Here is an 11,545-nt window from a genome sequence, read left to right as displayed (position 1 = left end):
AAAAAAAAAAAAGATATTTGTTATGTTGATAATTCGCCTATATTAAATTAAAAACTAATACAGATAAATTATTTTTTTATACCTTTATAATTGGAGGAAATAAATATATCCTTCGATATATTTACCATTCGTTTAATTCTTAATTTTTATATGATTGGAGGCCCTGAACGGATTTGAACCGATGATCAAGCTTTTGCAGAGCCACGCCTTACCACTTGGCTACAGGGCCATTTGTGCTTCAACAAAATAAATAACTATTATAAATAATAGCTATTTATTTGGTCATTAATTTTTCAATGTCATCTATTTCTTTAGGAATATTGTGAGTTAAATTAACATTACCGTTGGAACTAACTAAAACATCGTCTTCAATACGGATGCCTAAATTTAATTCTGGTAAGTATAAACCTGGTTCAATGGTGATAATACTATTTTCCTTAATAGGTTCAAAAGTATTACCTACATCATGAACTTCTAAGCCTAAATAATGGCCTAAACCGTGATAACAATATTTATCAATAGATTCGTCTTTTTTTAAAAAGCCTAATTCGCTTAACCCATCGCTTAAAATTTGTTTACCATATTGATTCATTTCAGCAAAAGTATGTCCTGGTTTGATCCATTCAATAGTTTTTTTATTCGCTTTTAAAACAATTTCATAAATTTGTTTTTGTTGAAGGGTGAATTTTCCACTAGCAGGGAAACAACGAGAAACATCAGAAGTATAATTTTGATAACGAACTCCGCAATCTATCAAAACTAAATCATTCGCCCCAAGAAGACTCTTTTTTTGGTTATAATGCAAAATAGTCGCATTATTGCCAGAAGCCACAATAGTGTGAAAAGAGTTGGTTGCGCCATGACTTTCTAAAACATAATGATAAAAAGCCGAAATTTCGTATTCATATAAACCTGGTTGCATTTTTTGCGCTATTCCTTCTAAAGCTGTTTTATTTAAAGCAATAGCTTGTTGAATTAAAGCGATTTCTTCTGGTTGTTTAGTGATTCTTAAATCTGCTACCAAATGACAATGATCCTTTATTCTTAAAAAAGGATAATTTGTTTGGATTAAATTAGCCATTTTTAAAGATACAGAAAGATTGTCTTTTAATTTAAATTTGGATAAATCTAAATAAATATTTTCCATATAACCAAATTTACTAATTTTCACAGTATTTAATAAAGAAAATACAAACGTTTCCAAAAGGTTAATGTCTAAACAATTCTTAACAGGAATAGAACTTATTTCCGCAGCTTTGGCGAAACTTAATGTTTCTCCATCCCATAATTTTTTCACAGGATCTACTGGATCTAAAAACAAAAAAGCTTCTTCTTTTTGTGCTTTTTTAACCATCAATAAAACTACATTTTTCTGTTCTATGCCAGTTAAATAATAAAAATTTTTATTAACTTCAAATTCCGCCGTAGTGGAAAGTTCTTCGTTAAACTGATGTTGATCAGAAAAAAACAATACTAGACTATTATTCTCAATTTTTTTAAGCAATGATTGACGATTTTTTTGATAAAATACAGACATTTTTTAAATCCAACTTTTTTATTTTTTTTCTCTTTGGATAGTGTGTTTACGTTCAGACGGACAATATTTATTAAATTCTAAACGTCCTGGATGTTGTTTTTTATTTTTGTAAGTGTAATAATGCTCTCTACCGCAATCTGTACAAACTAATTTTACTAATTCACTCATTTTTATACCCTCTAAACTTCTTATATTATTAACTCATTAAAAATAATCCTCAATAATAAGGACCATAAAAACTCATGAAAAAGTTTTTATTAAATAATAAATTATTATTTATTATTGAGAATTATTTCAGTAGAAGAATAATATTTTTTTAATAAATAAAAAAAATAGCCTTTATAAAAACAACTATTTCTTTGATAAAACGACATTAAAATAAAAATTTAATTTAATGGAAAAGATTATTTTTTCAATAAAAAAGGTTTGATAGTGTTATTTTCTAAAACTTCAGGATAATTATAAATAACTTCTCTCATTCTTTTAAATAAAACATAAATAAGTCCATTGTCAAAATCAATACGAGTAACAACTCCTATTTCTTTTTCGTTTTCAACTTTTACTCTTTCACCGATGAGATGATTATCATTATTATGTAAAGCCATATATCTACCAATTTATCCTTCTTTCGATAACTTTATGTTAAAGAATTATAAAGAAAAAACAAAATATTTTATATAATTATTTTTTAAATATTTCTTTAAATTTTTTATTTACTTTGAAAACAGGAACATCTTGTGCAGGCACAGTTAAAACTTGTTCACTTTTAGGAACTTTACATTTTCTTTCCTTACGGTGTTTTAATTGAACAGTTCCTAATCCTGGAAGAATTACTTTTTCATTTTTATGTAACCCTTCTTCAACTGTTTCGTTTAAAGATAGTAAAAATTTTTCTACTTCTTTTTTAGTAACGCCCAATTTGTCGGACATTGCATTTAATAAATCTGATTTGGTCAATGTTAATCTCCTTTAATTCTATTTTGTCTTTTATATTTGCAAATCTACTTGTATTTTAACAAAAAAATCTTTTATCAACTACAAAAAATAACATGGATTCATTTATTTTCAAAAGTGAAAATCTTGTTTATGTTTATAATAATTTATTTTTTTTCAAAAACAACATGAATCTAACTTGATTTTAACACACAATTACTCTTTATTAACACAAAATCATTTATTTTTGTTTTATTTTGTCTCTAATATCTTAGATAAGATATTTTCTAGGGGTTTTTTTTCAAAAACCACTTGATAAGCGCTTTGGATGATAGGTAAAGCGATGTTTTTCTCTATAGATAATTCATAAAAAACTTTTAAATTGTTAACTCCTTCAATAGTTTGAAAAGAATTAGCATAAATATCGTTTAAATCCATCCCTAAACGGATTTTTTTACCCGCTTGGTAATTACGTGAATTTTCGTTAAAAGCGGTCACGATAAAATCGCCTAAACCCGAAAGACCTAAAACAATGTCAGTTTTCATTTCTAAAGCTTCTAACACTTTTTTCATTTCTGTAATGCCTAAGCTGATAAAAGCCGCTTTAGCGTTAGTTTGAAAATCATCATTATCTACAATACCACTTACCAAAGATAAAGCGTTTTTAAAAGCACTACATAATTCCGATCCCATAACATCATCAGAAGGATTGATCTTCAAATAACGAGGATTAGAAAACATTTCCACTATTTCTTCGCTAAAAGCTTTATCATCAGAAGCAGACAATAAAAAAGTTATTTGCCTTAAAATGACTTCTTCCGCATGTGAAGGACCTAATAAAGAAGCATAATTTTGCAATTTATCAGGAGCTATTTCCTCTTTAGTAATTTGAAAAATCATTTTATTACTCTTAGTTTCAATCCCTTTAGATGCATTAATAAAGCTTTTGGGGGATTTTAAAAGAGGATTAATTTGTTGTAAAAAAGTTCTCATTTTTTGAGCAGGGATGCATAAAACAATGATATCTGCAAAATTCAAAGCTTTTTCTAAATCATTAGTAGCAACAATCTTTTGCAAAGATAAATCAAAAATAGGATGTTGTTGGTTGTTAATTTTATTAATATATGTTTCGTTATTATCATATATTAAGACTTGATGTTGGTTGTCGGTCAGAACTTGTCCTAAAGTAGAACCCCAAGCTCCACCGCCCATAATAGTGATTTTTTTCATAACAAATCCATTTCTTTCTTTTTAAAAATCATTTTAATCGGTAATCCTCTTAATTCTAAGTGTAATCTCAATTGGTTGTTTAAATATCTTTTATAAGAAAAATGAATATAATCAGGATTATTCACTAAACAAATGAATTCTGGCGGTTTAGTCGCTGTTTGTTTCAGAAAATAAAATTTAGCCTTTCCGCCTTTAAATAAAGCAGGTGGATTCATTTGAGTCGCTTCATGCAAAATATCGTTCAAAAGGGTCGCGCTAAAAGATTGGTGATAATTATAAAAGATTTCTTCTAAAACAGGGAAAAAAGTATGAATTCTTTTTTTATTAAAAGCTGAGACATACACGATAGGAACATGATCAAAAAATTTAAATTCATTTTTGATTTTTTCATCAAATTTTTTCATATCTTTATCAGTATTTTCCACTAAATCCCATTTATTCACTACAATCATACATGGTTTAGCATAGTTAAAAATCATAGCCGCAATATTACGGTCTTGATCAGAAATTTCTTGACTAGCATCCAGAACAAAACAAACAATATCGCTTCTTTCCAGAGCACTTAAAGCTCTTAAAGAACTGTATTTTTCTTGTTTTTCATAAATTTTGCCTCTTTTTCTTAAACCAGCAGTATCCACGATATGATACGTTTTACCGTCTTTTTGAAAAACAGTGTCCACAGCGTCTGTAGTGGTGCCAGGAACATCAGAAACAATCATTCTTTCTTGTGCTAATAAAGCGTTAGTTAAGGTGGATTTTCCTACATTAGGTCGCCCTATTAAAGAAAACCTTAATTCTTCATCATTAATTTTGACATCTGTTTTGCGAGGATGATGAGCGATTACTTTGTCTAATAATTCACCAATACCAATCCCATGATGAGTACTAATTCCCACTACTTCATCAAAACCTAAAGAATAAAAATCATACACATTTTCAATAAAATTAATATTATCGATTTTATTGACTGCTACGATAATAGGAATATTTTTTTTATAAAGCAGTTTAGCGATATCTAAATCTTCTTGAATTAATCTCGTATGACCGTCGGTAACAAAAATAATCAAATGAGCTTCATTAATGGCCAATTCTGCTTGATGTTTAATTTGTTCTTTAATAGAGACATTTTCAATTTCAATTCCTCCAGTATCAATCAAAGAAAAACTTTGGTTTAACCAGGTAGCTTTAGAATAAATACGATCTTTGGTCGTCCCTGCTTTTTCATAAACAATCGAGATTCTTTCGTTTAAAATACGATTGAATAAACTCGATTTACCTACATTAGGACGCCCTATAATAACTACTTTAAAATTCATAATTTTTCCATTATTTTAACTTCTATAAATCGCACCACTTCATCAATAGACATATCAGTCGTATCTAATAATAAAGCATCTTCGGCTTTTTTTAGAGGAGCTAATTCTCTTTCTATATCTTGTTTATCTCTCGCTTCAATACTTTCCACAATACTTTCTAAAGAAATATTTTTTTGTTTTTTAGCGAATAATTCTTTTTGTTTTCTAAGAGCTCTCATTTGCGCAGAAGCTGTTAAAAAAATTTTTAAATTAGCTTTAGGCATCACAACGGTGCCGATGTCTCTTCCGTCCATAATAATAAAAGGATGTTCTTGGATTAAGTTTTGTTGTAAATTAAAAATTTTATTTCTCACTACGGCTAAAGAAGAAATGAAAGAAATTTCTTTTTCTATTTCTTTATCTTTTAAAAGAGCCGTTAAATCTTCATTATTCAAATAAAAGATATTATCAGCTAATTTAATATGAGCTTCTTCTAACCTTTGAACTAAGATTTTTTGGTCTTCTGGAGTTTTATAAGGTATTTTATTCTTTAAAACATAATAAGTCAAAATACGGAATAAAATACCTGTATTTAAATAAAACCATCCTAATGTATCGGATAATAATTGACTGATAGTACTTTTACCTGAACCAGCTGGTCCATCAATAGCTAATTTAAAACTTAACATATTATAACATTCTCCGCGTTTTTTTGATTCTCTTTCTTTGAGTTGATGAATTGTGGAAATCTTCGTCCCATATGATATTGAGATATCTTTCTTTTTTTATTTCAAAGTTTATTCTTAAAATTATTTGCTTGTGTCTCGAGAGACATATTGCCCTGTTTCTGTATTCACAATAATGGTTTCGTCTTGAGCGATAAAAATAGGCACTTTAACCGTTAAACCTGTTTCTAAAACAGCGTCTTTATAGGCAGTGGTTTTTTTAGTATCACCAGCCACTCCAGGATCGGTTTGAACCACTTTTAAAGAGATTTTATCTGGCAAAGAAACGCCTAAAATTTCTTTCTCATCACAAAAAACCACTTCTACCACCATTTCTTCAGCTAAATATTTAACTGCGTCTTTTAGTGTTTTTTGGGGTATTTCCACTTGTTCATAAGTTGTCTCATCAATAAAAACGTATTTTTCATCATAAATATAAGAAAATTTTAATTTTCTTTTATCAATTAACGCTGTTTCTACTTTGATGCCAGAATTAAAAGTATGTTCGATAATTCCGCCAGTTCTTAAGTTTTTAAGCTTACTACGTACAAAAGCCGCCCCTTTGCCTGGTTTAACATGTAAAAACTCAATAACTTGGTAAATATGGTTATTTAGTTTAATGGTTTGGCCTGTTTTAAAATCATTTGTACTAATCATTAGTTGGATTCCTTTTTTAAAAATTTTTCAATTATCTTAATAGCTTGATTTTCTAAATCATCTGATAAAGCATCTATCACAAATAAAGGTTTTATTTGGTTTTTAAACCATGTTTTTTGCCTTTTAGCGTATTTAAAAGTTTTGGAAATAATTAAGCGTTTAGCTTCTTCTAAAGTTATTTGACCTTCTAAAAATAACTTTATTTCCCGATATCCGATAATATTGAAATTAGCTTGAGGATAATCTTTGGTTAAAGTTTCGACTTCTTGGATAAAACCTTTTGCTAACATCTGTTCTAACCTTAAAATGATTCTTTGTTTTAAAATTTTGCGATCGATATCTAAGTAAATCACTAAAAAATCAAAAAGAGGCGTGTTTTTGCCTTGTTTATCAGATCTTAATTTGCTTTGGTTTAAATGTTGATAAGCGCTGATAATACGGTGAGGATTCTTCTCATCTAAAACCAAATGAGGATCTTTTTCTTTCACTACTTGAAGTAGTTCCTCAATATCAGCCTTTTCATCTAAATAATTGTTAGGCAAAGCTTTTCCTTCAAATTCATAATCAAACAGAGCAGCTTTAATATATAAACCACTTCCGCCCACTAAAAAAGGGACATCAATTTGAGGAATAATTTTTCTGACATCTTTTTGAAAGTCATAAATATTATAACAATCTTTAGGCGAAATAATGTTTAACAAATGATGTTTAATGTTATTTTGTTCTTCTAACGTGATTTTAGCTGAACCAATATCAAATTTTTGATAAATTTGTACTGAATCAGCGTTAATTATTTCACCTTGAAAATGTTGAGCTAATTTGATCGAAAGAGCGGTCTTTCCTGATGTGGTCGGACCAGCAATAACTATAATTTTTTTCACATTCTTTTCTAATTTCTTTCAGATTGAGACCTAAATAGGCGATAATTAATTTATTCGCTATATTTAATTTTAGTAATTTTTCTCTCTTTGCCGAAGGTCAATAAAACACCATTTAATTGTCTTTTTCCTTCAGCGTTTTTTTGTTTCATTTTGTTTTTCGTATTTAAAAAATTATTAATAATAATGTTTTTATCTTGACCAATAACGCCATCTAAAGGGCCTGTCATGCCTACATCAGATATATAAAGCGTTTTTTTGGGCAAAATGCGATCATCGTTAGTTTGGACGTGAGTATGAGTTCCCACTACAGCATCGATTCTTCCGTCAAAATAATGAGCTAAAGCGATTTTCTCACTAGTCGCTTGAGCATGAAAATCCAATAAAGAATAATCATATTGGTCGCGATATTCATGTAAAATTTTATCTACTTCAGTAAAAGGGGAAGATAAAGAGTCGTTATTCATAAAAACTCTTCCTAAAGCGTTCATCACCAATATCTTTTTATTTTGATATTTAACGATTTTATGACCACTTCCCACTTTCTTACTTTCGTCATTAACCGGACGAATAACGTTAGAATGATCAATAAAATTTTCTAAAGAATCATGTTTCCAAGTATGGTTCCCCATAGTCATTAAATTAACTCCCGAAAGAGTTAAATTTTGGTAATTTTCGTAATTTAACCCTTGTCCTTCGGCTACGTTTTCGGCGTTAGCGATGACCATGTCGGCATTATATTTTTTTTTCAATAGGTTGATTTTTTCCATTAAATAATCAACACCTGATTTGCCACAAATATCTCCGACAAAAAGAATGTTCATCGTTTGCTCCTTTATTTTATTTTTCCTCATTGATTGAATTAATATAATTAACCCAATAATCATTTAAAATAACTTTTTTTAACTATTAACGTCAAAAGTTTCGGTCACTCTAAATTCTCTAATAACTGTTATTTTAATGCTTCCGTTGTAATTGATGTTTTTTTTAATTTGGTTTTTAATTTGTTCGGCTATCAAAAAAGTTGCTAAATCATCAATATCTTCTGGTTTAACAATTACTCTTATTTCTCTACCTGATCTAATAGCGTAAGATTTCTCAACTCCTTTAATGTTATCGGCTATTTCTTCTAATTGAGTTATCCTTTGGATATAATTTTCGATTGATTCTCTACGTGCTCCAGGGCGAGAAGAACTAATTGCATCAGCAATAGCCACTAAAACAGCTATAACAGTTTTTGGTTCTTCGTCTTCGTGATGAGATGCTATAGCATCTATTACTTCTTCGGGTTCTTGAAATTTAGTCGCTAAATCCACACCAATTTTAACATGACTGCCTTCTATTTCGTAATCTAGGGCTTTTCCTATATCATGTAAAAGACCGGCTCTTTTGGCAATACTTTCGTTTTCACCTATTTCAGCGGCTAATTTACCAGCTATAAAAGCTACTTCCACAGAATGTCTTAAAACATTTTGTCCATAACTAGTTCGAAAATTTAATTTACCCAATAATTGGATTAAATCGTTGTGAATAAAACCTACTTTAGTTTCTAAAACGGCTTCTTCACCTATTTCTTGGATAAAATTATCTACTTCAGAATTCATTTTATTAAAGGTTTTTTCAATACTAGCTGGAGTGATGCGACCATCTACAATTAAACTTTCTAAAGTTCTTCGGGCTATTTCTCTTCTGATAGAATCAAAAGAACTTAAAATAACTGTGTTAGGAACGTCATCTATAATTAGATCAACTCCGGTGATGATTTCAAAAGCTTTAATATTTCTTCCTTCTTTACCGATAATACGACCTTTTAAATCATTATTTTCAAAATAAATGATATCTACGTTATGTTCGGAAGAAATATCTCGGGATAAAGTTTGCATCGTGGAAACTAATAAATTAGTGGCTTGTTTTTTAACTTTAAATTTCAACTCTTCTTCTTTTTCTTTAACTAAAAACATCATATCTTGGGCAACTAATGCTCTTGCCTCTTCCATTAAAATGTCTTGCGCTTTAGCTTGAGTTAAAGAAGCTATTTCTTCTAATTTTGATTGTTGTTGGTTAATAATTTGTTGGATCTTGCTTTGAAGGTGTTCAATTTCTTTTTTTTGTTTATTGATATTGTGTTCTTTAAAAAACAATAATTCCTCTTTCTCATTTAAATATTTAGTTCGAGAAGCCAATAAGTCTTCTTTATAAATTATTTTTTCCTCTAAATTAACGATTATTTTTCTTCTTTGGTTTAAATCATATTCTGTTTCTTTTTTTAATAAATAAATTTCTTTTTTAGCTTCTGATAAGAGATCTTGGGCTAATATTTGAGAATTTATTATTTTATCTTTGATTTTTTTATTGGTGTTTTGAAGCATTTTTTGAATTTTAAACCGATAATGAAAAAAATAATAATAAACTCCCGCAGTTAATAAGATTAAGAGCAGAACAACCAAAGCAAGGAACCATAAATTTGTTCCTGTTAACATTTTAATTGTATGCCTTCCCTTTTTTACATATGTGTGTTTTTTTTATTTTTATTCTTGAAAGAACACGATTCAAATTAAGTTATTAATGAAAATAATTTTTTTTATCAAACAAAAATAACTTATCCTTATTATAAACCATTCTTTGGAATTAAAAAAACATTTATTTATTTTTTAAATAAATTTCTTTTAAAAATTAATTTATCTTTTTTTATCTTAATTCTAAATTAGGATTGTAAAAAAAATATTATACCATAAAACAACATTATTGTAAAGGCCGAAAGTCCTATAAATACGATAAAAGGGTAGAATGTTTTTTCACTCTTTGCCCGGAATTCTTTGTTATGATGCGGATATATAAAAAATAAACAAATTAAAAAAATTTTAATTTGTTTATGATTGTCCTAAAGAAGGTCTCCAATTCAAAAGTTATTGTCCAATTTTTAAAAATAAATTCTTGTTTTTATCCATACTCTGAGATAATTTATTGCTTTTGTGTGCAAGAGATGTTTTATGCAAAGGTTCTTTTTTAGCTTCTACTATATTAGTTTTAGATGGTTTGGATGGGTTCAATATTTTTTGTTTCATTTGGTCTAATACATTTTGACCTAAAGCGATTGTTTTATCTTGTATTTTATGAAATAGTGGTGAATTTTGGAATTTATCCAATAAGTCTGCACTAGAGTCTGTTTTAATTTTACCTTCTGGCGTGGTTGGGGAATATTTTGGAGGCGTTAAATCAGAACTTTCTGTCATCTGTTCTTCTGTTTCTATGCTTAAAGGTGTATTTTCGGAAACTATTTCTTCTGTGTTTGCTTCTTCGGTTGTAGTTTCTTCCGCAGCAAAAGCGTTGATATAAAGGACTGAAAAAACAACCATTAAAATCGCTATTATCGAAAGCGACCCAATGATTAATTTTTTAGAATTAAATTTGTTTGTCAATTTTTTTAGTTAAAACTCCTCTTTTTTGGGATTATTTATTTTTTTAATGTTTTTAAGGTTTAATTTTAAGTTTTTAAGGTTTAATTGTTAATTTATGTTTAAGTTGGAAAGTTTATAAAATTGTAAAAATTTTTACAAATATTTAAAATTTAACTATCCTTTAATATTATATATTAACATTTGACTTATAGAAATAAGAAAAATGACTTTATTATCTTTTGGTTTATAATATTTTTTGCCCTATAAAAGGTTTAATTAGTGGTTTTATCTAAATAAGATTGAAACACCGGAGTGAAGTTCTTTCTTCTTGTTTTGAATTTTTCTTTTGAGCTTTTATTTTGAACTTTTTAGCAAAAAGGCCTTTGATCTTATCAAAAAAACGTATAATGGAGTTATATCGGATAGAAAGTGAAAAAAATTATGAAGAAAAACAATTTATGGCTTAAGATAAAAAAGCCGAAAAACATCAAAATAACCGCTTTTATTGTAATAGTGATAATTTTATCTGTTTTTTCTTTTTTTAGCGTTTATAAGTGGTTTAAAAGCTTTCAAAAGACAACTCCTGTCCTTAATTCTGTTCCAGAAAAGACTTCCCAAACGATAAACAACAATAATATCTCCCAAGATGATAAACAAATATATGTCGATACCGCCCCCCTCCAAAAAGAATACAACTTGGGCAAATCAACGATCACCTCGCTCAACTGGTCTCCGAAAATGACCCCATCAACAGAAAATACATCAAAGTCGCCTCCTACGCCCCCAATAGTTCCATCGACTACATCTACGACTGTGACCTCATCGTCGACAAACCGACAAAAACCACGACAGCTCCCGCAACACTTTCCGACATTAACCCCAGACCCTATCT

12 protein-coding genes, 1 tRNA gene and 1 pseudogene are annotated in these 11,545 nt (G+C 28.7%); 1 reads left to right on the top strand and 13 read right to left on the bottom strand.

Annotation, left to right across the window (positions count from 1 at the left end):
- Positions 1–155 precede the first annotated feature (155 nt).
- The 13 genes from HR065_RS03140 to HR065_RS03080 all read right to left on the bottom strand — a co-directional run bounded on the left by HR065_RS03140 (position 156) and on the right by HR065_RS03080 (position 10,674).
- Positions 156–229: transfer RNA gene (locus HR065_RS03140), tRNA-Cys, on the bottom strand.
- 45 nt (positions 230–274) lie between these two features.
- A complete protein-coding gene (locus HR065_RS03135) occupies positions 275–1,537 on the bottom strand; it encodes an aminopeptidase P family protein (RefSeq protein ID WP_178734436.1) in 1,263 nt (420 codons plus the stop codon).
- Between the two features lie 18 nt (positions 1,538–1,555).
- Positions 1,556–1,705 (bottom strand): 50S ribosomal protein L33, encoded by a 150-nt coding sequence (rpmG, locus tag HR065_RS03130; protein ID WP_017192518.1) that lies wholly within the window; start codon positions 1,703–1,705, stop codon positions 1,556–1,558.
- Positions 1,706–1,941: 236 nt separating this feature from the next.
- A complete protein-coding gene (locus HR065_RS03125) occupies positions 1,942–2,142 on the bottom strand; it encodes a hypothetical protein (RefSeq protein ID WP_178734435.1) in 201 nt (66 codons plus the stop codon).
- A 76-nt stretch (positions 2,143–2,218) separates the two neighbouring features.
- A complete protein-coding gene (locus HR065_RS03120) occupies positions 2,219–2,494 on the bottom strand; it encodes an HU family DNA-binding protein (protein ID WP_178734434.1) in 276 nt (91 codons plus the stop codon).
- Positions 2,495–2,722: 228 nt separating this feature from the next.
- The gene (locus HR065_RS03115; protein WP_178734433.1) at positions 2,723–3,700 is read right to left on the bottom strand and encodes an NAD(P)H-dependent glycerol-3-phosphate dehydrogenase; all 978 of its coding nucleotides are present in this window, start codon (positions 3,698–3,700) and stop codon (positions 2,723–2,725) included.
- The gene (gene der, locus HR065_RS03110; RefSeq protein WP_178734432.1) at positions 3,697–5,016 is read right to left on the bottom strand and encodes a ribosome biogenesis GTPase Der; all 1,320 of its coding nucleotides are present in this window, start codon (positions 5,014–5,016) and stop codon (positions 3,697–3,699) included. The genes HR065_RS03115 and der overlap by 4 nt, the downstream gene beginning before the upstream one ends.
- Positions 5,013–5,684 (bottom strand): (d)CMP kinase, encoded by a 672-nt coding sequence (gene cmk, locus HR065_RS03105; RefSeq protein ID WP_178734431.1) that lies wholly within the window; start codon positions 5,682–5,684, stop codon positions 5,013–5,015. Before cmk ends, der begins: the two co-directional genes overlap by 4 nt.
- 120 nt (positions 5,685–5,804) lie before the next feature.
- Positions 5,805–6,377, bottom strand: coding sequence for an elongation factor P (efp, locus tag HR065_RS03100; protein ID WP_178734430.1), 573 nt, complete (start codon positions 6,375–6,377; stop codon positions 5,805–5,807).
- Entirely contained in the window at positions 6,377–7,258 is an 882-nt protein-coding gene (gene miaA / locus HR065_RS03095; RefSeq protein ID WP_178734429.1) for a tRNA (adenosine(37)-N6)-dimethylallyltransferase MiaA, read from the bottom strand. The genes efp and miaA overlap by 1 nt, the downstream gene beginning before the upstream one ends.
- Positions 7,259–7,308: 50 nt before the next feature.
- Positions 7,309–8,079, bottom strand: coding sequence for a TIGR00282 family metallophosphoesterase (locus HR065_RS03090; RefSeq protein ID WP_178734428.1), 771 nt, complete (start codon positions 8,077–8,079; stop codon positions 7,309–7,311).
- 78 nt (positions 8,080–8,157) lie between these two features.
- The gene (gene rny / locus HR065_RS03085) at positions 8,158–9,735 is read right to left on the bottom strand and encodes a ribonuclease Y (RefSeq protein WP_178734427.1); all 1,578 of its coding nucleotides are present in this window, start codon (positions 9,733–9,735) and stop codon (positions 8,158–8,160) included.
- Between the two features lie 426 nt (positions 9,736–10,161).
- The gene (locus HR065_RS03080) at positions 10,162–10,674 is read right to left on the bottom strand and encodes a hypothetical protein (protein ID WP_178734426.1); all 513 of its coding nucleotides are present in this window, start codon (positions 10,672–10,674) and stop codon (positions 10,162–10,164) included.
- Positions 10,675–11,094: 420 nt separating this feature from the next.
- On the opposite strand from HR065_RS03080, the pseudogene HR065_RS03075 reads away from it, so the two are divergent.
- Positions 11,095–11,545 (top strand): annotated as a pseudogene (locus tag HR065_RS03075) (hypothetical protein); the annotation flags it as partial.

It is taken from the genome of Candidatus Phytoplasma pruni, assembly GCF_013391955.1.
Taxonomy (GTDB): Bacteria; Bacillota_I; Bacilli_A; order Acholeplasmatales; family Acholeplasmataceae; genus Phytoplasma.
The sequence above is the reverse complement of the archived record's forward strand: the minus strand, read 5'-3'. Positions and strand labels throughout refer to the sequence as shown.

Bases quoted from the DNA above. Each gene is read 5' to 3' on its own strand.
- rpmG (WP_017192518.1), bottom strand. From the start codon at position 1,705: ATGAGTGAATTAGTAAAATTAGTTTGTACAGATTGCGGTAGAGAGCAT.
- rny (WP_178734427.1), bottom strand. From the start codon at position 9,735: ATGTTAACAGGAACAAATTTATGGTTCCTTGCTTTGGTTGTTCTGCTC.
- HR065_RS03115 (WP_178734433.1), bottom strand. From the start codon at position 3,700: ATGAAAAAAATCACTATTATGGGCGGTGGAGCTTGGGGTTCTACTTTA.
- HR065_RS03090 (WP_178734428.1), bottom strand. From the start codon at position 8,079: ATGAACATTCTTTTTGTCGGAGATATTTGTGGCAAATCAGGTGTTGAT.
- cmk (WP_178734431.1), bottom strand. From the start codon at position 5,684: ATGTTAAGTTTTAAATTAGCTATTGATGGACCAGCTGGTTCAGGTAAA.
- efp (WP_178734430.1), bottom strand. From the start codon at position 6,377: ATGATTAGTACAAATGATTTTAAAACAGGCCAAACCATTAAACTAAAT.
- HR065_RS03125 (WP_178734435.1), bottom strand. From the start codon at position 2,142: ATGGCTTTACATAATAATGATAATCATCTCATCGGTGAAAGAGTAAAA.
- der (WP_178734432.1), bottom strand. From the start codon at position 5,016: ATGAATTTTAAAGTAGTTATTATAGGGCGTCCTAATGTAGGTAAATCG.
- HR065_RS03135 (WP_178734436.1), bottom strand. From the start codon at position 1,537: ATGTCTGTATTTTATCAAAAAAATCGTCAATCATTGCTTAAAAAAATT.